At 58.2% G+C, this 20777-nt stretch carries 18 protein-coding genes and 6 pseudogenes; 14 read left to right on the forward strand and 10 right to left on the reverse strand.

Translation table 11 applies throughout. From position 1 onward, the window contains the following. Positions 1 to 199 precede the first annotated feature (199 nt). Both QFZ91_RS28205 and QFZ91_RS28210 read right to left on the reverse strand, forming a co-directional pair. Positions 200 to 919 (reverse strand): IS6 family transposase, encoded by a 720-nt coding sequence (locus QFZ91_RS28205; protein ID WP_429569103.1) that lies wholly within the window; start codon positions 917 to 919, stop codon positions 200 to 202. 96 nt (positions 920 to 1015) lie between these two features. Beyond that, a pseudogene (locus tag QFZ91_RS28210) lies at positions 1016 to 1141 on the reverse strand (DDE-type integrase/transposase/recombinase); the annotation flags it as partial. Between the two features lie 709 nt (positions 1142 to 1850). Between QFZ91_RS28210 and QFZ91_RS28215 the strand changes: the two are divergent. From QFZ91_RS28215 to QFZ91_RS28225, 3 genes are all read left to right on the forward strand, one after another. Then, the gene (locus QFZ91_RS28215; RefSeq protein ID WP_429569104.1) at positions 1851 to 2195 is read left to right on the forward strand and encodes a fucose-binding lectin II; all 345 of its coding nucleotides are present in this window, start codon (positions 1851 to 1853) and stop codon (positions 2193 to 2195) included. A gap of 568 nt (positions 2196 to 2763) precedes the next feature. Then, positions 2764 to 3501, forward strand: coding sequence for a hypothetical protein (locus QFZ91_RS28220; RefSeq protein WP_429569163.1), 738 nt, complete (start codon positions 2764 to 2766; stop codon positions 3499 to 3501). A gap of 11 nt (positions 3502 to 3512) precedes the next feature. After that, positions 3513 to 4010: a hypothetical protein gene (locus tag QFZ91_RS28225; RefSeq protein ID WP_429569105.1), complete on the forward strand. Its 498-nt coding sequence runs from the start codon at positions 3513 to 3515 to the stop codon at positions 4008 to 4010. Here the strand turns inward: QFZ91_RS28225 and QFZ91_RS28230 are convergent. Beyond that, positions 3985 to 4803: pseudogene (locus QFZ91_RS28230) on the reverse strand (IS5 family transposase). The gene QFZ91_RS28225 and the pseudogene QFZ91_RS28230 sit on opposite strands and share 26 nt — an antisense overlap. A 254-nt stretch (positions 4804 to 5057) precedes the next feature. Here QFZ91_RS28230 and QFZ91_RS28235 point away from each other — a divergent pair. The 5 genes and pseudogenes from QFZ91_RS28235 (at position 5058) to QFZ91_RS28255 (ending at position 8279) form a co-directional block, all read left to right on the forward strand. After that, positions 5058 to 5759 (forward strand): IS6 family transposase, encoded by a 702-nt coding sequence (locus QFZ91_RS28235; RefSeq protein ID WP_429524095.1) that lies wholly within the window; start codon positions 5058 to 5060, stop codon positions 5757 to 5759. Between the two features lie 54 nt (positions 5760 to 5813). Next, positions 5814 to 5993 (forward strand): annotated as a pseudogene (locus QFZ91_RS28240) (IS4 family transposase); the annotation flags it as partial. Positions 5994 to 6517: 524 nt separating this feature from the next. Beyond that, complete coding sequence (locus QFZ91_RS28245) at positions 6518 to 6832, forward strand: hypothetical protein (protein ID WP_429569106.1); 315 nt, start codon at positions 6518 to 6520, stop codon at positions 6830 to 6832. A gap of 2 nt (positions 6833 to 6834) precedes the next feature. Then, positions 6835 to 7470 (forward strand): response regulator, encoded by a 636-nt coding sequence (locus QFZ91_RS28250; RefSeq protein ID WP_429524093.1) that lies wholly within the window; start codon positions 6835 to 6837, stop codon positions 7468 to 7470. A gap of 89 nt (positions 7471 to 7559) precedes the next feature. Beyond that, complete coding sequence (locus tag QFZ91_RS28255; protein ID WP_429569107.1) at positions 7560 to 8279, forward strand: IS6 family transposase; 720 nt, start codon at positions 7560 to 7562, stop codon at positions 8277 to 8279. A 98-nt stretch (positions 8280 to 8377) separates the two neighbouring features. Here the strand turns inward: QFZ91_RS28255 and QFZ91_RS28260 are convergent, their stop codons facing one another. Next, positions 8378 to 8635, reverse strand: a complete 258-nt coding sequence (locus tag QFZ91_RS28260) for a hypothetical protein (protein WP_429569108.1) — start codon at positions 8633 to 8635, stop codon at positions 8378 to 8380. A gap of 590 nt (positions 8636 to 9225) precedes the next feature. After that, the gene (locus QFZ91_RS28265; protein ID WP_429569109.1) at positions 9226 to 9381 is read right to left on the reverse strand and encodes a hypothetical protein; all 156 of its coding nucleotides are present in this window, start codon (positions 9379 to 9381) and stop codon (positions 9226 to 9228) included. 179 nt (positions 9382 to 9560) lie between these two features. Here QFZ91_RS28265 and QFZ91_RS28270 point away from each other — a divergent pair, with 179 nt between their 5' ends. Further along, entirely contained in the window at positions 9561 to 10367 is an 807-nt protein-coding gene (locus tag QFZ91_RS28270; protein WP_429569110.1) for an IS5 family transposase, read from the forward strand. Between the two features lie 130 nt (positions 10368 to 10497). On the opposite strand, the gene QFZ91_RS28275 is transcribed toward QFZ91_RS28270, so the two are convergent. Then, on the reverse strand, positions 10498 to 10701 hold the full coding sequence (locus QFZ91_RS28275) for a Tn3 family transposase (protein WP_176369961.1): 204 nt from the start codon (positions 10699 to 10701) through the stop codon (positions 10498 to 10500). 464 nt (positions 10702 to 11165) lie between these two features. Beyond that, a pseudogene (locus QFZ91_RS28280) lies at positions 11166 to 11462 on the reverse strand (integrase core domain-containing protein); the annotation flags it as partial. Positions 11463 to 11501: 39 nt separating this feature from the next. Between QFZ91_RS28280 and QFZ91_RS28285 the strand changes: the two are divergent. Next, a complete protein-coding gene (locus tag QFZ91_RS28285) occupies positions 11502 to 12899 on the forward strand; it encodes an IS30 family transposase (RefSeq protein ID WP_429569111.1) in 1398 nt (465 codons plus the stop codon). Between the two features lie 7 nt (positions 12900 to 12906). On the opposite strand, the pseudogene QFZ91_RS28290 reads toward QFZ91_RS28285, so the two are convergent. The 3 genes and pseudogenes from QFZ91_RS28290 to QFZ91_RS28300 all read right to left on the reverse strand — a co-directional run. Further along, a pseudogene (locus tag QFZ91_RS28290) lies at positions 12907 to 13089 on the reverse strand (DDE-type integrase/transposase/recombinase); the annotation flags it as partial. Positions 13090 to 13172: 83 nt separating this feature from the next. Next, the gene (ltrA, locus tag QFZ91_RS28295) at positions 13173 to 14690 is read right to left on the reverse strand and encodes a group II intron reverse transcriptase/maturase (RefSeq protein WP_429568868.1); all 1518 of its coding nucleotides are present in this window, start codon (positions 14688 to 14690) and stop codon (positions 13173 to 13175) included. 678 nt (positions 14691 to 15368) lie between these two features. Then, positions 15369 to 15650: pseudogene (locus QFZ91_RS28300) on the reverse strand (IS6 family transposase); the annotation flags it as partial. A gap of 657 nt (positions 15651 to 16307) precedes the next feature. On the opposite strand from QFZ91_RS28300, the gene parS reads away from it, so the two are divergent. From parS to QFZ91_RS28320, 4 genes are all read left to right on the forward strand, one after another. After that, positions 16308 to 16766: a type II RES/Xre toxin-antitoxin system antitoxin gene (gene parS, locus QFZ91_RS28305; RefSeq protein WP_429524080.1), complete on the forward strand. Its 459-nt coding sequence runs from the start codon at positions 16308 to 16310 to the stop codon at positions 16764 to 16766. Next, complete coding sequence (locus QFZ91_RS28310; RefSeq protein WP_176370157.1) at positions 16766 to 17239, forward strand: RES family NAD+ phosphorylase; 474 nt, start codon at positions 16766 to 16768, stop codon at positions 17237 to 17239. The genes parS and QFZ91_RS28310 overlap by 1 nt, the downstream gene beginning before the upstream one ends. Positions 17240 to 17431: 192 nt before the next feature. Then, on the forward strand, positions 17432 to 18922 hold the full coding sequence (locus QFZ91_RS28315; RefSeq protein WP_429568831.1) for an ISNCY family transposase: 1491 nt from the start codon (positions 17432 to 17434) through the stop codon (positions 18920 to 18922). Between the two features lie 201 nt (positions 18923 to 19123). Then, positions 19124 to 20614 carry an ISNCY family transposase gene (locus tag QFZ91_RS28320; protein ID WP_429568831.1) on the forward strand — a complete coding sequence of 497 codons (1491 nt, stop codon included), beginning with the start codon at positions 19124 to 19126 and terminating at the stop codon, positions 20612 to 20614. The last annotated feature ends 163 nt before the right edge of the window (positions 20615 to 20777 follow it).

Raw genomic sequence — 20777 nt, forward strand, 5'->3', positions numbered from 1 at the left:
GCGTTGCTGGTCTGCCGGTCGCGGCACGATCTGGCTTGGCGGCAGATGACCGAATTCGGCCGAGTTCGCGACTGCCAGAAGCTCGGCGCGTTCCTCGGCAGAGAGCTTGTGGCGCGGCTCGTGGTGCCGTAACGAGCGCCCGTCGGCTCCGGTGCAAATAGGTAGCGTGGTCGAAATAATCTTTATAGATTTGGATACCTTATCGATTGAACAGGACGGCGTTCCAAACCGCGGGCGCGGTGGTATCGCTGAGCCTGAGCGCGCAGAGGTCGAACTGCGCCTTGCGAATGCGATGCATCAACTCGATGCCTGAAATCCTGATCGCGGCACTTCTGAGCCGTTTGAATCCAAGCATCACGTTCGTTCTTGACTTGATGTGACGATGGTCCTGTTCGATCAGATTATTGAGATACTTCGAATAGCGCACCTTCGTGTCCTCGGGAAGCAGGCCGTCAATTTTCATCTCACGCACGGCCCGGTGCGACGCAGCATACCCATCGAGGGTGACCGTCTCCGGTGGCCGGCCTTGATGTTTGACCGCCTTGCCGAAAAAGGCTTTTGCCGCGGCCACATCGCGCTTGGACCTGAGCATGAAGTCTACCGTCTGGCCGTCCCGATTGACCGCCCGATATAGATAAACCCATTTGCCCCGGATCTTCAGGTACGTCTCGTCAACCCTCCACGACCGTCCCGCAAACGTGGCAAAATGATTCCAGCGCTTGACGAACTCGGGCGTATAGCGGCGCACCCAACGCAGAATCGTCGTGTGAGCCAGCGACAACCCTCGCTCAGCCATCATCTCGACGAGATCGCGCAGGCTGAGTTTGTAGCGCAGATACCAGCGCACACAAAGAATGATCACCTCACGGTCAAAATGACGGCCGGCGAATAGCCCGTCCAGACTCTTCAGCTTGTTCATCGCGGCTCCTCAAATCGGTCAGGGCGACACTCTAGCCGATCCTTGAGCGCTATTTGCACCACAACCTTTGGTGGCTGGCCTTGATGTTTGATCGCCTTCCTGAAAAAAGGCTTTTGCCGCCTGCACGTCGCGCTTCGCACGAAGCATAAAGTCAACCGTCAGGCCAGCCCGATCAACCGCTCGATAAAGGTAAACCCACTTACCACGAATCTTCAGTGGAGTAAGAAACAGGGCGTAGTCGAACTATTTCCCTGTTTCTCCTCCCCGAACCGGACGTGCGCCTCTCAGCGCATCCGGCTCTCCATTGAGGTGTCGCTCATAGCAAAGGCAACATCAGCGTAGCGCGACTCGATGGTGCGACGCGTCTCATCGGGCAATATGTACGGATTTTCTATGGGGGTTCGCCAGGTGAATCGACCCTTGCGGCTGGTGACGAGACGCCGAAGCGCCACTTCGCCGTACCGACCCCGACTATCCCGGCCTTGCAGCACCCATGTCGTAGTCCTCCCCGGTTCAGGGGCCCGGATATGATCGCGCATTAAGCAGGCGCTTGCGTCTCGTGATGCCGGGGGCGATGTCGTCGATCCTCGCATTGGCGAGCAGCAGCCCGATCTCGGCGGCGGTTAGCCCGTCGTTTGACCACCATGTCGTCCATTCAACGGCAGCGGCTCAACCGTCGGATTGCACATCAAGCCTTCTTCGGCGAGCGCCGTGATGATCGAGACCCCTTCACACTTCGTGCCAGCGCGCACCTGACTACCTTGCTAGCTAGATCTCGGGCCGCGCGATGGATACCGTAGAGTACCCGCAGTGGAAGATTACATTGGCTTCTGCGACGGCCCGTCTCTGCGGGGCCGTCCGAGGTGGGAGCCTCGTTGAGGCTCCCAATCTTGCGGGTGGCAGAAAACAAGATCAATTTCGGAGCTTCATCATGCCCCCACAAGGCTACTTCACGCTCCCGCCCAACATCCGCTTCGGCATAACGGGGTTCGCGAATTCGGCGGGGACTCAGACGATCAATGTGCTGGTCGACAAAGAAGTCCGCGCGACTTTCACGGGCCAGAGCACCGACAACAAAGTGATCGGCTCGCAAGTCCTGAACTCCGGCAAAGGCAACGTTCAGATAATGGTAACCGTTAACAACAAGGCATCGGATCTGGTCTCGGTCCAAACAACGCTCGCAAACAGGCTGAATTTCGCGCTGGTCGGTTCGGAAGACGGCACCGATGGCGACTATAACGATGGCATCGTGGTCTTGAACTGGCCGCTCGGCTGAACAAGACTGTCGTAGCGGTTTGCGGCACGTCTGGAGTGGGAGGCGTGTCGTCGCGCTGCCAGGTACCACAATAGTCCACGCACACGGAAAGGATGTCGCACAGCGCGTCGGTGGAACTCGCTACCCCGATGACAGAGAAATCGAAACTACGAAGCAGCACGGTCAATGGATCGCGCGTGCAGAAGCAATTTTGCGCATCGAATTCTCAATGCCGCGACAACCGACATGCTTCGCGGATTGGGGAGCTACACCGTCTCACCGTGCGACCGGCAGATCGCGCACGCATCTCGACAAACAGCGGCGAGTCGATGAAGTGCTCTTGGTCGTTTGCAGATGGATCGTAGGCCTGCGAACAGGCCCGGTCGTTCACGACCGACATCATTCGAGACAGCTATGGTGGTTTTGAAACGAGACTGCATAGGAGCGCAAATGGAAATGTCATTGCATATCGCGATGGCACGATAAGGAGATGCTCGATGCGTACGACTGGCGCATACCTGATGCAGTCGAAGATGCGCTGGTGCGCGTGATGACGGAAGGTGCGGATGGACGTGAAGGGACATTTGCCATGGAGAAGGTGCTTACCCACATAATGCGCAAAAGGCGCGTATATGACGATCTTCCGTTGTTTGAATGCCTGCGTGACGGAAATCTATCGGCATTAGTGAAGCTCGGCTTTATGCCCGGTTTTGCATTTTTCATTATGGCGTTTGGCGATCTCAATCGGTATGTACTGCGTCGCCTGCCAGCGACCGACATCTATCAGCAACGGGTGAACGCACATACATACGAAGACGATCATCATTGGCCGTGGTTTCTCGAAGATCTGGAAAAACTGGGCTGGAGCCAGATGGCTACTACTACGGATGCGTTGCGCGCCCTGTGGTCCGAGGAGACCCACCATAGCCGCTTGCTCGTATACGAACTATGCGCAATCCTGGCTGGGTGCAGCGGCGTCGAAAAGCTCGCCGTTATCGAAGCAATCGAAGAGACTGGAAACGTGCTGTTTGCACTGACCACGCGGTTGGCCGATGCAGTGCGGGACCAGACAGGTATCGAACTGCGCTACATGGGGGCGTTCCATTTCGCTCTTGAATCAGGGCACTTGCAAAATGGAGGACATGTCGACCTGGCTCACATTGAGTTGAACTGCGAAGAGCAGGATCGGTGCATCGCTCTCGTCGATCGAGTCTTTGATGCGTTCGCTGGTTGGTCACATGAAGCCGCCGCCCAGATCGAACTGGCTGCCAAGGCGGGAAACAGCGTTGATTGTGGCGCAGCTGCGCAGACGCCATTTCACATATAGCGGTCGCCATCATGGCACACGACGCGTCGCGCCAGGACGACACCGCCGCGTACGATGTCGCCTTTGGCCTCTTCATCTATCCGGCAATGCTGGTTGCCCATCGCCTTGGATCATTTCGTCGGCTGGGCGAAGGCGCATCCACACTCGCTGAGATTAGCTGCGCACTTGGGCTCGCCAGACGCCCAGCGGAAGCGTTGGCAAATACAGCTGTCGCACTTGGCTTTGTCTATCGTGAGGGGGAAGCATACCGGTTAACGACACTTGGAGAGGATCTGCTACTCGAGGGCAGCCCGACATATTTTGGCGCTCTCTGGGACTTGATGTATGACAACGCCGAGACTTATACTCTCAATGGTATCGAAGAGGCACTGCAGCGCAATACGCCCAAAGCATACGTTGCGGCAGATATATTCCGTACCCGAGAGCAGCAACGGGAACTCGGCATCCGGTTCACCAGAGCCATGCAAAGCTTTAAAGGCCAGTTCAAAAAGGCTGCTCAGCACGACTGAAGATGTTCCAGCAGACGAGTGAGCAGGCTAGTTTGAGGAATGCTTCGTGAATGTCAGATCAGCGTTCGAAACGAATGCGAAGACGACGGAAACCATGGAGCCACGAATGAGTCCGTTCGACGACCCACCGGAATTTGCCGAGGCCGCTGTCGTGTTCAGCGCGGCGCTTGGCGATGACCGGTCTGATCCCGTGCTCGCGAAGTCGGCAGCGATGCGAGTCGGAATCGTAGCCTCGGTCTGCGTAGATGATTTTGGGCTTGCGAAGCGGCCGGCCGCGGGTGCCAGCGAATCGCTGGGATAGCGTCGACCAGCGGCAGCAGTTGCGTGACATCGTTGCGGTTCGCGCCGGTCAGGATCGCGCTGACAGGAACGCCGTTCGCGTCTACGAGGATGTGGTGTTTGGACCCTGGTCGTGCGCGATCGGTGGGGTTTGGCCCAGTTTTTGGCCCGCCCCAACGGCTCGCACGGACGATGAATCGACAGCCGCATATGAGAAATCGAGCTGGCCAGATTCGCGCAGCTTGTCGAGCAGCAGCCCATGCAGCTTGTCCCAGCCCCCGGCCTGCTGCCAGTCGTGCAACCGACGCCAGCAGGTCGCTCCGGAGCCGAAGCCCAACCGGGTCGGCAGATGGTTCCATCGCATCCCTGTCTTCAGCACGAGCAGGATGCCGTTGAGTGCTGCACGGTCCGAGACCGGCAGGCGCCCTGGGTATCGCTTGCGTCGCGGTTTGGGCGGTGGAAGTAGTGGTTCGATCAGTGCCCACAGCTCGTCATCGATGATAGGTGCCGGCATTCCTTGATCCGTTGTTCAGGCATTCAAGGTTAACCGTTTCGCGGGAAAGTAAACAGCCCTTCCGCGCTCTTTTTGAACTGGCCTTTTAGCGTCGCACATGCGCCGGTCTGGCCCACGCGTCTTGATCTCCGACAGCATCGCTTGATGCTCGATATTGGGGGCGGCGGCGGGATCCACATTAAAGGCGCGTTGCTGGGATCTGTCGCAATAAGGCGGTCTGCTATGCTGACGGGCCTTAATGGGTGACTTGATCGATGACCAAGAAGCTGAGTCCGGGTGTGGCAAAAGTACTCAAACGGTTGCATTACCCGCTGGACGTGATGTTGCTGTGCGTTCGATGGTACTTGGCCTATCCGCTGAGCCTGCGTCATCTCGAACAGATGATGGCCGAGTGCGGGATTGCGGTCGATCATTCGACGGTTCATCGTTGGGCACTCAAACTGTTGCCGGTCTTGGAGAAGGCGTTTCGACGGTGCAAACGGACAGTCGGCAGGAGCTGGAGGATGGACGAAACCTACATTCGAATCAGGGGGGAGTGGCGGTATCTCTACCGGGCTGTCGACAAGGCAGGCAATACCGTTGATTTTCTGCTGCGAGCCCGACGGGACAAGGCTGCGGCCCGGGCCTATTTCGAAAAGGCAATCGACCAGAATGGCGAGCCCGAGACCGTGACGCTCGATAAGAGCGGATCGAATCTGGCTGCCTTGCAGGCGATCAACGCCAGGCGGAATCTGCCGATCAAGGTCCGCCAGAAAAAGTATCTGAATAACATCGTCGAGCAGGACCACCGGGCGATCAAGCGCCGGACCCGCCCGATGCTCGGGTTCAAGAAATTTCGTTGCGCCCGCATTCTCCTGGGTGGCATCGAAATCATGCACATGATCGTCAAGGGGCAATTGAACGACGGCGGCGTTGGGCAAACTCCCGCGCAGCAATTCTATTCACTGGCTAGATAAGGAGTCCATACCATGGCGGACTTGGCCGACCTCTCGCTCTTACTGCGACAGAACCCGAAAAAGCCACCGACCCTCAACCAGATGATCCGGATGGTTGCGACACTGGGCGGCTTTCTGGGGCGCAAGGGCGATGGAGAACCCGGCGCGAGGACACTGTGGATTGGCATGCAACGCGTCATGGATGCGGTAATCACCATTCAGATCCTGCGCGAAGGCTATGACACTTCTGTATAACGAGATGACTTTAACCCCGTCGCGCGAAAGGGCGGCGGTGGGAGGCCCGCTAGATGATTTTCAAGTTCCGGCGCCTGCTGCTGCGCCTTGAGCGACTCAGCCACCTGCACTACGCTTTGAAAACCCTCGCCTACACGATGATCAATCTTCGGCACTACTGCCGAAGCTGATCACTCGCTTCGAAACCTTTGTTTCATCGCTGGCCATCACGCCGTGGTCACGCTCGCCCGCGTTATGCCGAACTATTCGCACAACGACACACATCGTGCTCAGTGTGCTCCGACCCGATACCATGGGCAACTGGGAGAACTTGACGGCAAGGCTGGCCGCGGAAGTCAAGGACCGGCTCACCCCATGATTGGGCAGATTGCCATCGATCTGGGAAAGCGGAAAAGAGGATGTAAGGATTTCCTGATGCGAAAATCAGGATGCCGCGCCTCGTTTTTCCAGCTTCCGCTGAATGTGACAGGGATTGTGGTCGCTGACTATGAGTCGTCGAAGCGCAATTGGAAAACCGGTGCATCATGATCGCCTATCTGTCGGAGCCGGAGAACGCCGTCGAGGAAATTAATTCGGTCTGTCTACGACTGTTCGATGAGTGGTGCGAGACGCGTCGTGTGACCTTGCTTGCGTATCTGATGCACTGCTGGCCGTTGCTCGACAGCACGCCGAAGATGCTTAAGCGTCTTGGCGAAACCATGCGCGATCTGCGGCTCTATCACGTCGACCAACTCGACGAATCAGAGTTTCAGGCACTATGTGAACTGGCCGATCTGATTGATGAGCTGATCGAGCGGCCAGCGCAGATCAGAAGCGTGCGCTCGTGGAATAGTGCCTGAACATGATCAGAATACTCATTGCGGACGATCACGCGATCTTGCGCAGCGGGATCAGGCAGATCATCGCGACAACGGTCGACATGATCGTCGCCGCGGAAGCTGCACAGGGTTCGGAAGTGATCGACAAGCTGCGCAGCTGCGCCGTCGACGTGCTGCTGCTCGACATGACCATGCCGGGCATCAGCGGAATCGACCTCGTCCGGCGCGTGTGCGTCGAGCAGCCTGCGCTGCCAGTGCTGGTACTTACCATCCACGACGACGCGCAGGTGGCGTCGCGAGCGCTGCGTGCAGGCGCGACGGGCTACCTGACAAAGGACAGCGACCCCGCCGTGCTGCTCGAAGCCATCCGCAAGATCGCGGGCGGCGGGCGTTTCATCGATCCGAGGCTCGTCGACGCAATGGTCTTCGACAGGCACCGCGGCGACGTGCCACCGCATGAAGTGCTGTCAGACCGCGAGTTTCAGGTCTTGCAAATGCTCTCTGCGGGAAAGAGCCTTAACGAAATCGCGGATGTGTGCGCGCTCAGTGCAAAAACGATCAGCACCCACAAGATGCGGCTGATGCAGAAACTCGGCATCACGAACAACACCGACGTGATCCGGTACGCGATCCGGCACGGACTGTCTTGCGTCAACTAGACTACCTGCGAATTAGGTCGGCGGGTTGTGGTGCAAATAGCGCTCAAGGATCGGCTAGAGTGTCGCCCTGACCGATTTGAGGAGCCGCGATGAACAAGCTGAAGAGTCTGGACGGGCTATTCGCCGGCCGTCATTTTGACCGTGAGGTGATCATTCTTTGTGTGCGCTGGTATCTGCGCTACAAACTCAGCCTGCGCGATCTCGTCGAGATGATGGCTGAGCGAGGGTTGTCGCTGGCTCACACGACGATTCTGCGTTGGGTGCGCCGCTATACGCCCGAGTTCGTCAAGCGCTGGAATCATTTTGCCACGTTTGCGGGACGGTCGTGGAGGGTTGACGAGACGTACCTGAAGATCCGGGGCAAATGGGTTTATCTATATCGGGCGGTGGATCGCGACGGCCAGACGGTAGACTTCATGCTCAGGTCCAAGCGCGATGTGGCCGCGGCAAAAGCCTTTTTCGGCAAGGCGGTCAAACATCAAGGCCGGCCACCGGAGACGGTCACCCTGGATGGGTATGCTGCGTCGCACCGGGCCGTGCGTGAGATGAAAATTGACGGCCTGCTTCCCGAGGACACGAAGGTGCGCTCTTCGAAGTATCTCAATAATCTGATCGAACAGGACCATCGTCACATCAAGTCAAGAACGAACGTGATGCTTGGATTCAAACGGCTCAGAAGTGCCGCGATCACGATTTCAGGCATCGAGTTGATGCATCGCATTCGCAAGGCGCAGTTCGACCTCTGCGCGCTCAGGCTCAGCGATACCACCGCGCCCGCGGTTTGGAACGCCGTCCTGTTCAATCGATAAGGTATCCAAATCTATAAAGATTATTTTGACCACGCTACCTATTTGCACCGGAGCCCTTTCATCGACCTATCTATGCACCAACGCCCATTTGATCGCTTTCACTTGCCAGTTTCGCCATGACTCTCGCCGGGCAGCTCGGCGCCGTGCGCACGGATCGCGGCAATCAGCTCGGCCGGCGTGATCTCATAGCGCACCTCGCGCTGAGTCCCGGGTTTGCGCTGGTCGACGTCGATCAGGAGCAGGCTTTTGCCGTCGGGCGCAGCTTCGAGTCGCACCGTGCGCCGCACGCTCGCGGTCAGCGCGTCGCTGTCAGTCAGCAGATGGACGGCGCCGTGCGCGCCATTGTGGGGGGGCATCGGACCAGGCTCCTGAAAAGACTCACCGGCGATACCTGCAAAAGCTCACCGTCCGAATCGGACGGCGCGTTCAGTCGAGGTCGAACAATGCCCGGTCTGCCGGCCGGGTGAGAGCCTCATCCATCATTTGCCGAAAGTCGGCTTCGTCCATTTCTCCGCGCTCAACTCGCCGCAAGACGGCCTCACCCACGAGCGCGAGCTTTCGTGCCTGGTCGGCTTTGCTCTCCTTGTATGCCTTGCGGCGCGCCTTGTCGGAAGCTTTTCGTGCCTCTTTTTCTTCTGAACATGCGCCTAGGATACGAAACCTAGGGCTTGATGTCCAGGTTGTGTTAGCCGCTCTAACTGGACTCGAAAGCACGGAATTGCCTGGACTGTCCGGATCGGCGGCGGTGATCGGAGATCGACATAACGAATCGTTGCTCAATATTCAAATTGTCATTTCTGAAAAGTTCTCGGGGCAGGTGTGTCAATGAGCCCAACGAAATCGATCTCGATTCCCATGTCCGCTTTCTTCATCACCTTCGTTCTGCCGCCGCCTTACCGTCAACCTGACAAATCCGTCAGGGCTGCAGCGCCTACGCCCGTCAGCGTTACAAACAAATCTTCCAATCACCCTTTCCGATTTCAAGGAACAAGCAGTCGTCGGACCACCCTTCCATTTCCGCTGCGACTGCAGGCATAGCTCCAACAAGCACAGTCGCCGCCATTAAACCAACGAATACCATTTTTTTAAGCTTCTTGCGCATGTCAATCCCCATGAATTGAAAACAAAACTTTATGACACTTCGATACTGGCCTACAAAATCAGAAGATCTTCAATTAATGCGGGTGTATGAATGCATAGAGCAATCAAGCCTAGTACGGCACTCGATTCTCTAGCTAGAGGGTGTTATGAACTTTCAGTTGGACTTGGTATCCTGGTGTGATGACACCACGCAAGCCATACCCGACTGATGTGACGGACGAAGAATGGAGCTTCGCCGCTCCTTACTTGACCTTGATGAACGAAGAGGCACCGCAACGCCGATACGAACTTCGCGAAATGTTCAATGCGCTGCGCTGGATGGCGCGAGCCGGTGCCTCGTGGCGTATGCTGCCGACCAACTTCCCGTCGTGGGAACGGGTCTATCAGCAAACACAACGGTGGCTGAACGCGGGTTGTTTCGAGGCGATGGTTAGCGATTTGCGTTCGGTGCTGCGTATCGCCCAGGAGCGCCGGGGGCAACCCAGCGCGGTTATCCTGGATGGACGCACGTTGCAGTCCACGTGCGAAAGCGGCCCGCGTGCGGGCTACGATGGCTATAAGCGCAAGCGTGGCAGGAAGGTACACATGGCGGTCGATACGCTGGGCAAGCTGCTGGCTGTGCACATTACGCCGGCCAACGAGCAGGAGCGAGCGCAGGTTGCCGAGCTTGCCCGCCAGGTTCAGCAGGTAACGGGTCAGACAGTGAAGGTGGCATTCGCTGACCAAGGCTATACAGGGGAGGATGCGGCGCAGGCCGCGCGTGATGAAGGCATTGAACTGCAGGTTATCAAGCTGCCGGAGGCTAAAAAAGGCTTTGTCCTCCTGCCGCGTCGCTGGGTGGTCGAGCGCAGCTTTGGCTGGTTGAACCGCTTTCGGCGGCTCATACGAGATTACGAGCGACTTCCGCAGACGCTTGCAGGGCTTCATTTCGTCGTCTTCGCAATGTTGATGCTCGTTCATGCTGCGCCGATTGTCCAAGGTTGCTAACACCCTCTAATGTCTCCCGGAAAGGTAGACGCTAGTTGAGCCAATTTATATACCAAGGCATAGGACCACCGACTTTAACTCGTCATCGCTTGATCAAAATCAAGCCCTATTGATAGGAGGGCGATTTCACTCAGGCCGATAATGCCTCGAGCGGCAGCCGCTTTCCGATGTCAAGATCGAACCGGCCGTATGGATTGATATGGGTGTAGATCGACGGCAACAGCGCGCGGAAGTCGGCGGCCTGCACCATTGGCCACCAGCGTGGCTCTGCCAGTACACACTGGATCATCAGCGTGTTGACGTACAACTGGTTGCGGGTTTCGGCGGTATTCATGTCCAACAGGACAGCGCGTGCGCCATTGAATTGACGACTTTGCTTCGTTGCGCTGCGAAGGAAAGTTGTCAATTCACATCAGTGCGCAGTAATTCTGTCAATTGGCCTTCGCCTGAGACCATCGCATCTGCGCCCGCGAGGTGGACTTCTTGGTCTGCTTTCCATGAGCGTCAAGCCGCTCGCTTTGCCGCGTCCACGCGACGCCTGTCGCCACGATGGGTTCTCAGGCGACGGTCGACGCTTTACAGGCGCAGGGCACTCACTGTACGAGCAGCAATCGATTCGGTTTAGAAGGGAAAGGGGCAGAGACAGGCTTGCCTTGATGGCGATCTAGGAACACGATGCGTCGTCGATTTCCACGTAGAATTCGATGAGCACGAATGCATGGCACTACTTGTTGGTGAGAGGTGGCCTCACTTGTTCGGACAGTCTTCTGAGATTTTTAAGTGGAACGTCCGGGGCGGTCATGCTGCCAATTTGATTGCAGACAGCGTCGCGAAGTATGCCTCATCCGGCGTGCGGTCTTCCAGACTCGAATGAGGTCGTCTCTGGTTGTACAGATTGATGTAATTGCCGATTGAGCGCCGGGCGTGGCCGACCGATTCATAGGCTTTCAGATACACCTCTTCATATTTCACGCTTCGCCACACGCGCTCGACGAACACGTTGTCTCGCCAGGCACCTTTGCCGTCCATGGACAAGCTGATGCCCCGGCTAAGCACGGCCTCGGTGAACCCTGTCGCGGTGAACTGGGCGGATTCAACCGGTCGTCGCAACACCTTTGATCAATGAGGTGTTGCATGGGACAAAGCGCAAAACAGGTGTATCGGTTGACAGGGCGAGGAGCGATGTACTCGCCGGGCGCGCCATCACTTGGACATGAGATCGAGCGTCAGTTCTGGCGCCAGATCGCGACCGGCATCACAAGCGAGAAAGCAGCAGAGGCGGTAGGCGTATCTCAAGCGGTGGGGTCGCGCTGGTTCCGCTATCGTGGTGGCATGCCACTATTCATGTCGAAACCTATCGCTGGTCGGTACTTGTCGTTCGCTGAGCGCGAAGAGATAGCATTGCTTTCTGCCCAAGGCCTCGGGGTGCGCGATATCGCCCGCCGTATCGGACGCAGCCCATCAACCGTTTCGCGGGAACTCACGCGCAACGCGGCGACTCGTGGTGGTTGCCTTGAATATCGCGCCTCGGTCGCGCAGTGGAAGGCGGAACGGTTCGCCAAACGACCAAAACCAGCGAAGCTGGCGACTAATGCAAGGCTGCGCCAATATGTACAGGAGCGCCTGGAGGGCAAAGTACATGACGCTCATGGTCGTGAAATTGCCGGGCCCAGGCAGGCACCGTTCAAGGGGCGAAATAAACCACATCGCGGTGACCGAAAGTGGGTCACCGGCTGGTCACCTGAACAAATCGCCAATCGATTGCAGGTAGATTTCCCGGACGATGAGTCTATGCGCATCTCTCACGAAGCCATTTATCAAGCGCTCTATATTCAAGGGCGCGGCGCGCTCAAGCGCGAACTGGTGGGCTGCCTGCGCACCGGTCGCGCGTTGCGCGTTCCCCGAGCGAGAGCGCGTGCCAAGGCGTGGGCGCACGTCAGCGAGGAGGTGATGATTTCCAGTCGGCCTGCAGAGGCGGAAGATCGTGCTGTGCCGGGCCATTGGGAAGGCGATCTGCTCATTGGCCTGAATCGATCTGCGATCGGGACGCTGGTGGAAAGATCGAGCCGTTTCACGATGCTCGTGCACTTGCCTCGGGAGAAAGGCTATGGACTGATTCCGCGCACAAAAAACGGACCCGCGCTGGCCGGCTACGGAGCGGTTACGATGGCTAACGCACTCAAGAAGACAGTGGTGGACCTGCCCGCCCACTTGTGGCGATCATTAACCTGGGATCGTGGCAAGGAACTGTCCGATCATGCCCGCTTCACTATCGAGTCCGGCGTGAAGGTATTCTTCGCTGACCCGCACAGCCCATGGCAGCGTGGTACGAACGAAAATACCAATGGCCTTCTACGACAATATTTTCCTAAGGGCACAGATCTGTCCCGGTGGAGTGCTCGGGAGATCCAAGCCGTTGCTCAAACATTAAATACCAGGCCCCGGAAAACGCTCGGCTGGAAAACGCCTGCCGAAGCTCTGGACGAGTACCTAAAATCCGTTCAACAATCTGGTGTTGCGACGACCGGTTGAATCCGCCCTGGCTGCCCTGGTCTGTATTGACGATCTCCGGTTGCCCGTACTTCGCGAACGCTTCTTCCAACGCCTCGACAGCGTGTATCGCCTCCATCGTGATCGCTACGCGGCGGGCCAGTACCTTCCGGCTGGCCCAGTCCACCACGGCGGTCAGATACACGAAGCCGCGCGCCATCGGGAGTGGAGTAAGAGACCGGGCGTAGTCGAGCTATCTCCCGGCCTCTCCTCCCCGAACCGGACTTGCACCTTTCAGCGCATCCGGCTCTCCGCTCAAGTGTTGCTCATAGCAAAGGCGACATCGGTATAGCGCGACTCGATAGTACTGCGTGTCTCATCGCGCAGGATGTACGGATTTTCCGACGGTGAACGCCACCTGAATTGGCCCTTCCGGCTGGTGACGAGACGCCGAAGCGCCACCGCCCCATACCAACCTCGACTATTCTGGCCTTGTAGCACCCATGTCGTAGCTTGTCCCGGTTCCGGTGCCCGGATGTAGTCGCGCATCAGCGACCGGAACCCACGCCGATACCTGCGCGCGAGCCAGTATCCGAATTTCCAGAAGACCGTCCGATCAAGCTTTCTGAACATGGTGGCCGTGAAGTCCGTGTATTGATAGAAGGCGGCCCAGCCGGCAATCTGCCGATTCAGGCTTTCCATCAGGTCCATCCTGTTCATGCCGTAGTTGCCCGACAGTTGCTTGACTAACCGCTCGGCGAAACCCCGGTACTTCTCCCACGGGATCGTCGTCACCGGCCGCATGCGGCCACGTGGTCCCCGTTTGCGAATGATGCGATGACCGAGGAAGACGAAGCCGTCGTTCACATGCGTGATATGGGTCTTCTCCATATTCAGCGTGAGCTTCAGTTCGCCTTCAAGGAACCTGCGACACGCTTCACGTACTGCCTCGGCATGTTCGCGCGTGCCCTTGACCACAATCACAAAGTCATCCGCGTACCGACAGTAGGCCACTGCTGGTTTCCACTGCCGGTTTTCTCGCACAGTAATGGGACGCTGTTTGAGAATAGCGAAGTGCCACGCCCACCGATCCTTCCGCACCTTCTTGCTCAGGTAGTTCCTCTCCATCCACGCATCGAATTCGTGCAACATGATGTTGGATAACAGGGGTGAGATGACACCGCCCTGAGGAACCCCTTCGCTTGCGGCGCGGAACAGATCGCGATCAACGCAGCCTGCCTTGATGAATTTCCAGAGCAGGGCAAGGAAGCGCTGGTCGGCGATCCGCTTGCGGATTCCTTTCAGAAGCAAACGATGGTGAACGGTGTCGAAGTAGCTGGCGAGGTCGCCCTCAATAACCCAGCGTCCGGCGACACTTGGCTCACCACTGTCCTGCAACTGAAGCTTCACCGTGCGAATTGCGTGATGTACGCTACGGGCAGGTCTGAAGCCATATGAAGCCGGATGGAAATCACTCTCCCATATCGGCTCCATCGCCATCAGCATGGCCCTTTGCACGATTCGATCCCGTAGACAAGGGATGCCGAGTGGTCTGAGCTTGCCGTTCGCCTTCGGTATGTACACGCGCCGCGCAGGCAGCGGACTATACGAGCCCGCCAACAGTTCGTCGCGTATCGTCGCCAGTTCATGCTGGAGATTCGCTTCCATCATGCGCTTGTCAACGCCGTCCACTCCCGGTGTGCGGGCTCCGCCGGATGCCAGCGTGATGCGAGCCGCTTCGCTCAGCCAATCCCTGTCAGCAGTCAGTCTCAGGAGTCGATCGAACTTGCGCTCCTTGTTCTCCGTCGACCATGCCGCCAGTTTGCTTTGCATTTCACTGATTATCAAAGGTCTTCACCTCACTGTGGTCAGTTAATCAACCAAGCAAACCACTTCAACTGCCTCCCTTCGCCATGTGACCGGCTTTCCCGGCCTCGGACTACTACGGAGGCTCCGCCAGCTCGCACATCATCGGGGGCACACTCCCTTAACATCTTTGCAAGCCTTCCCCAGTTCACATGCTGGACTCAACGCATGGGGGAGGTTGCCTGTCGCAGTCTTTATCCTTGCTTGCCGCAAGTCGTCGCGAACACCACGGTCTAGCTGCGCGCTCCCCGTGGTTCCATACTGACCCGCTACATATCCAGTCAGCATTCGTGTCACCGGGCCATACGTGTGACCGGCGACAGTTCGCGTCCTGCCCGTAAAGCGGTGTGGGCAGGGGTGACACTTCAACCCTCAGATGCGGTTTAACAGGTTCGTGTTCCTCAACCGTCCCATGCTCAGCCTGGAGGCTCATCTTGGCGTAACCGCTTCGCCGCAAGCCCCGTTTCCCACGGACTACGTCACCTTGCCAGTGTCGGCAAGTCACCGCCGCTTCGGCTCACTTCCTCTCGCAGCAGAGGAAGGGCATGCCCGGTACTACAATGTCTACTCCTCCGGGTACTGCATTCCAAACATGCTCAAGCAGTTTCACCCCCATACGGGCGGGCTACGCTGGCTGGGCGTACTATAGCTCTCGTCCATTCGCCAGCTTTTCCCAACCGGACGCTTGTGCTTGTGGAAGCGCCTTTGGAAGAGCGGCAGCAGCTTGATGACCCAGCGGTACACCGTCGAATGATCCACCGCGATACCACGCTCGTCCATCATTTCCGCAAGATTGCGCAAACTCAGCGAATAGGCCACGTACCATCGCACGCACAGCAAAATCACTTCAAGCGGGTAGTGAAGGCGCTTCAGGACCTTGGCCAGGCCCGGCGCGAGTGTGGTTTGCGGTGTCTTCGTCTTCTTCATCGCACAGTTCAAAAATTCGCTACCCAATTTTAACGTGGGCCTTACTGCAACAGAACCCACAAGCTCGCGCGCGCCGCTTATTACATGATGCGGGAGGGCAAACCCTTTGACCTCAACCGATGTTTCAGCTGACCTTGGCGGGGGGTGACGAGCCCGGCGGCATTGTTGACATCAAACCAGCAAGTTGATTGGGACACACCCCCGGCCATCCCCGATGCAGCGTAACGACTGAGACGCCCAGACCATGAGCCCGAGCAAGCCTGGTGCCCACACAGGTAACCATATTGTTGTCTCACCCCATGGACATTGGCCTGGTACCGACGGCTTTCTGGGGCTCCACGTGAGCCAGGGGCGAAGACCAGAACACCGGCACTCGCCTTGAACCCGATGGGTGACTGGTGCGGATCAGTTCCGCAACCAGATGAACGAAATACCGGATGCGCCGCGACGCTTCGCACGGGATCAGCGACCGCTTCGCAACAACGCAAGGCCGCGCCTTGTGCGTAGTGCTGTACCGCTTTCCAACGGCCTTTCAACGGGTGACAATGCCGTCCGTCATGACAGAAATGGGCCATGGCAACGATGGCATGCGTAGCCTAGCGCGCAGGGCGACAAACGGCAGACGCGCCTGCCATTTTGGTGTAAAATAGATGCCAAATGGCAGGAGGTGAAACCATGAATCTTATCGGAAGGGTCTCAGCCGACTCACTGCTCGGAGGTCGCACTGTTTTCCCGCGCGCCCCTCGATCGGGGCTGGAATGGGTAGACGTGGTCCGCCATGGGATTTCATCGCAGGCGCTCGATGCGATGCTCAGATCGATCGGACTATCGCAGGCGGAGTTGGCGCAGGCGCTCGATATTCCTGAGCGAACGCTGGCACGACGCAAGCGGGAAGGCGTGTTGAGTCGTGAAGAATCAGCAAAGCTGCTGCGGCTCGCGCGCGTGGTCGCGCGCGCTGCAGAGGTTTTTGAGGATCTCGACACGGCGCTCGCGTGGCTTAAGACACCGATTGCGGCGCTGGAAGGTTCGACACCTCTCAGCCTTGTGGATACCGACATTGGTACCGATAGCGTGATGGACACGCTCGGGCGCATCGAGCATGGCGTGTTTGCGTGATGCTCACGGTATGGCGGGTGGTCACCGAGCGGTACGCGGATACGGCTTTCTCTGGGGAAGGTGCTCGACTGTATGGTGGCCGGTGGAATCCCAAAGGTGTCGCGATGGTGTACACGGCGCACACGCAATCGCTGGCGCTCCTAGAGATGCTGGTCCAAGATTCGCCGTTGCGTGCGCACTATGTGATGATCCCAGCCAGATTCCCCGAAAGAATCGTTGAACGTATCGATCCAGCCACTTTGCCCGCCGACTGGCGGGACATCTCCGCGCGTGGTGAACTCCAGCAGATCGGGGCTACTTGGTCGCAGGCGCACGCAAGTGCGGTGCTGGCCGTTCCCAGTGCAGTCGTCCCGGCTGAATTCAATTATCTATTCAATCCCCATCATACTGATTTTGCTCACGTCGAAATCGGTGCGCGCGAGGAGTGGCTGACCGACCCGCGGTTGTTGCGGCGCGCTGCGCCACCGACATAGCGAGCCACGCGTGAGTGTCGAGAAACGGCGCCAAAGGGCAACAGAAGGCAACTTGACATAATTGTTTTAATCACTGACACAACATGTAACGGCTAAGTTGTAATGTCCGCTTTTAGCCAAGTTCAAATGTCCGCTTTTTGAGTCGATCGTAAGCTGATCAACCGCTGGGATTCCAGTGTTTGGGAGCTTTGGATGTCGGCAACAGAACGGATAACGATGACGATGCGTGAGCTGGACAGACTCAAGGTCATTCAGGATGTGGTGGACGGCAGGCTCAAACCGTTGCGTGCGGCGCAGAGACTTGGTTTGACGACGCGGCAGATTCGTCGGCTGGTTGGCCGATTGCGTGAACACGGGCCCCAAGGTCTCGTGTCGCGGCGACGCGCGAAGCCCAGCAACAACCGGCTGGATCGCGTAACTGCAGAGCGGGCGCTGTCGATTGTCCGTGAGCGCTATGCCGATTTCGGGCCCACACTGGCGTGCGAGAAGCTGTGGGAATGCCACGGCATCCGCCTGGCGAAGGAAACGGTCCGGCAATTGATGATGGATGCCCAGCTGTGGGTGCCGCGCCGTCAACGTCCGCCGAAGATCTATCAGCCACGTGCTCGTCGCGCCTGTCTGGGCGAACTGATCCAGATCGATGGTTGCGATCATCGCTGGTTCGAGGACCGCGCACCGGCCTGCACGTTGCTGGTGTACGTGGACGATGCGACGAGCCGGCTGATGGAACTGCACTTCACCCAGACGGAATCGACCTTCAGCTACTTTGAGGCCACTCGCGCGTACATCGAGCGCTATGGCAAGCCTGGTGCGTTCTACAGCGACAAGGCCAGCGTATTCCGCAGCACCAGTGCCGAGCGGACCGAGCGCAGCGTGACGCCGTTCGGGCGCGCGATGTACGAGTTGAACATCGACACGTTCTGCGCGAATTCGAGCCAGGCCAAGGGGCGTGTGGAGCGCGCCCATCTGACGCTGCAGGACCGCCTGGTAAAGGAACTGCGGTTGCGCGGCATCAGTACGCTGGACGAAGCCAACGCATGGGTGCCCTCCTTCATGGCGGCCTACAACGCGCGCTTTGCCAGGTCGCCGAAGAGCGATTTCGACGCACACCGGCCACTGCGAGCCGAAGAGAGCCTTGATCTGGTCCTCACCTGGCGCGAGCCGCGAAAGGTCAAGAAGTCGCTGACGGTGCAGTACGACCGGGTGATGTACCTGCTGGACGATACGCCGGAGAACCGCAAGCTGATTGATCGATATATCGAGGTCTGGGAGTATCCGGACGGGCGCATCGAGCTGCGGGCGGATGGCCGGGTAGTGCCGTACCGCGAGTACGACCGGCTGACCGAGGTTGACCAGGGCGCCGTCGTCGAACACAAACGGTTGAGTCACATACTTCAGGTCTCACAGGTCATTCAGGCTCAACGCGATCACAGCCGGATCGGCAAGGCGCCCTCGCGCACGCACCGCGGTGACTCGACCAGGACCAACCGGAATACGCCACAGCCAGGCAAGAAGAAGCAGCGCGAGGTTACGCAGACCGACGTCGAGCACGTGGTGATGGAACTCGCGCAACTCAGAACGTCGCCAACGCAACCCGGCAAACCTGGCCGGAGGTCTGCAAGGGACAGTGGAACAGGCGTAAGCGCCCTGCCAATTCAAACGCCATCCATCGACACTGCGTGAGCTGAAACCCTAAGAAACAGATTTCCAACCCCTAAAAGCGGACATTTGAACTTGGCCAGTAAGCGGACATTTCAGAATGGCTTTGACACAACATGTAACGGCTAAGTTGTAATGTCCGCTTTTAGCCAAGTTCAAATGTCCGCTTTTTGAGTCGATCGTAAGCTGATCAACCGCTGGGATTCCAGTGTTTGGGAGCTTTGGATGTCGGCAACAGAACGGATAACGATGACGATGCGTGAGCTGGACAGACTCAAGGTCATTCAGGATGTGGTGGACGGCAGGCTCAAACCGTTGCGTGCGGCGCAGAGACTTGGTTTGACGACGCGGCAGATTCGTCGGCTGGTTGGCCGATTGCGTGAACACGGGCCCCAAGGTCTCGTGTCGCGGCGACGCGCGAAGCCCAGCAACAACCGGCTGGATCGCGTAACTGCAGAGCGGGCGCTGTCGATTGTCCGTGAGCGCTATGCCGATTTCGGGCCCACACTGGCGTGCGAGAAGCTGTGGGAATGCCACGGCATCCGCCTGGCGAAGGAAACGGTCCGGCAATTGATGATGGATGCCCAGCTGTGGGTGCCGCGCCGTCAACGTCCGCCGAAGATCTATCAGCCACGTGCTCGTCGCGCCTGTCTGGGCGAACTGATCCAGATCGATGGTTGCGATCATCGCTGGTTCGAGGACCGCGCACCGGCCTGCACGTTGCTGGTGTACGTGGACGATGCGACGAGCCGGCTGATGGAACTGCACTTCACCCAGACGGAATCGACCTTCAGCTACTTTGAGGCCACTCGCGCGTACATCGAGCGCTATGGCAAGCCTGGTGCGTTCTACAGCGACAAGGCCAGCGTATTCCGCAGCACCAGTGCCGAGCGGACCGAGCGCAGCGTGACGCCGTTCGGGCGCGCGATGTACGAGTTGAACATCGACACGTTCTGCGCGAATTCGAGCCAGGCCAAGGGGCGTGTGGAGCGCGCCCATCTGACGCTGCAGGACCGCCTGGTAAAGGAACTGCGGTTGCGCGGCATCAGTACGCTGGACGAAGCCAACGCATGGGTGCCCTCCTTCATGGCGGCCTACAACGCGCGCTTTGCCAGGTCGCCGAAGAGCGATTTCGACGCACACCGGCCACTGCGAGCCGAAGAGAGCCTTGATCTGGTCCTCACCTGGCGCGAGCCGCGAAAGGTCAAGAAGTCGCTGACGGTGCAGTACGACCGGGTGATGTACCTGCTGGACGATACGCCGGAGAACCGCAAGCTGATTGATCGATATATCGAGGTCTGGGAGTATCCGGACGGGCGCATCGAGCTGCGGGCGGATGGCCGGGTAGTGCCGTACCGCGAGTACGACCGGCTGACCGAGGTTGACCAGGGCGCCGTCGTCGAACACAAACGGTTGAGTCACATACTTCAGGTCTCACAGGTCATTCAGGCTCAACGCGATCACAGCCGGATCGGCAAGGCGCCCTCGCGCACGCACCGCGGTGACTCGACCAGGACCAACCGGAATACGCCACAGCCAGGCAAGAAGAAGCAGCGCGAGGTTACGCAGACCGACGTCGAGCACGTGGTGATGGAACTCGCGCAACTCAGAACGTCGCCAACGCAACCCGGCAAACCTGGCCGGAGGTCTGCAAGGGACAGTGGAACAGGCGTAAGCGCCCTGCCAATTCAAACGCCATCCATCGACACTGCGTGAGCTGAAACCCTAAGAAACAGATTTCCAACCCCTAAAAGCGGACATTTGAACTTGGCCAGTAAAGCGGACATTTCAGAATGGCTTTGACACAACAACAAACGAACGAGCGTGCGGTGTTTCCTCGCAGCGCTTTCGGCCCCCGCGACAGGCTGCCGGCAAACAG

Origin of the sequence: Paraburkholderia sp. JPY419, assembly GCF_050435705.1 — a bacterium.
Taxonomy (GTDB): Bacteria; Pseudomonadota; Gammaproteobacteria; order Burkholderiales; family Burkholderiaceae; genus Paraburkholderia; species Paraburkholderia youngii.

Coding starts and splice junctions, on each gene's coding strand:
- QFZ91_RS28275 (WP_176369961.1), bottom strand. CDS start 10,701: ATGAATACCGCCGAAACCCGCAACCAGTTGTACGTCAACACGCTGATG.
- QFZ91_RS28270 (WP_429569110.1), top strand. CDS start 9,561: ATGACACCACGCAAGCCATACCCGACTGATGTGACGGACGAAGAATGG.
- QFZ91_RS28315 (WP_429568831.1), top strand. CDS start 17,432: ATGTCGGCAACAGAACGGATAACGATGACGATGCGTGAGCTGGACAGA.
- QFZ91_RS28260 (WP_429569108.1), bottom strand. CDS start 8,635: ATGCCCCCCCACAATGGCGCGCACGGCGCCGTCCATCTGCTGACTGAC.
- QFZ91_RS28245 (WP_429569106.1), top strand. CDS start 6,518: ATGATCGCCTATCTGTCGGAGCCGGAGAACGCCGTCGAGGAAATTAAT.
- parS (WP_429524080.1), top strand. CDS start 16,308: ATGGCAGGAGGTGAAACCATGAATCTTATCGGAAGGGTCTCAGCCGAC.
- QFZ91_RS28225 (WP_429569105.1), top strand. CDS start 3,513: ATGGCACACGACGCGTCGCGCCAGGACGACACCGCCGCGTACGATGTC.
- QFZ91_RS28320 (WP_429568831.1), top strand. CDS start 19,124: ATGTCGGCAACAGAACGGATAACGATGACGATGCGTGAGCTGGACAGA.
- QFZ91_RS28255 (WP_429569107.1), top strand. CDS start 7,560: ATGAACAAGCTGAAGAGTCTGGACGGGCTATTCGCCGGCCGTCATTTT.
- QFZ91_RS28310 (WP_176370157.1), top strand. CDS start 16,766: ATGCTCACGGTATGGCGGGTGGTCACCGAGCGGTACGCGGATACGGCT.
- QFZ91_RS28205 (WP_429569103.1), bottom strand. CDS start 919: ATGAACAAGCTGAAGAGTCTGGACGGGCTATTCGCCGGCCGTCATTTT.
- QFZ91_RS28250 (WP_429524093.1), top strand. CDS start 6,835: ATGATCAGAATACTCATTGCGGACGATCACGCGATCTTGCGCAGCGGG.
- ltrA (WP_429568868.1), bottom strand. CDS start 14,690: ATGCAAAGCAAACTGGCGGCATGGTCGACGGAGAACAAGGAGCGCAAG.
- QFZ91_RS28215 (WP_429569104.1), top strand. CDS start 1,851: ATGCCCCCACAAGGCTACTTCACGCTCCCGCCCAACATCCGCTTCGGC.
- QFZ91_RS28265 (WP_429569109.1), bottom strand. CDS start 9,381: ATGCGCAAGAAGCTTAAAAAAATGGTATTCGTTGGTTTAATGGCGGCG.
- QFZ91_RS28235 (WP_429524095.1), top strand. CDS start 5,058: ATGACCAAGAAGCTGAGTCCGGGTGTGGCAAAAGTACTCAAACGGTTG.
- QFZ91_RS28285 (WP_429569111.1), top strand. CDS start 11,502: ATGGGACAAAGCGCAAAACAGGTGTATCGGTTGACAGGGCGAGGAGCG.
- QFZ91_RS28220 (WP_429569163.1), top strand. CDS start 2,764: ATGGAGAAGGTGCTTACCCACATAATGCGCAAAAGGCGCGTATATGAC.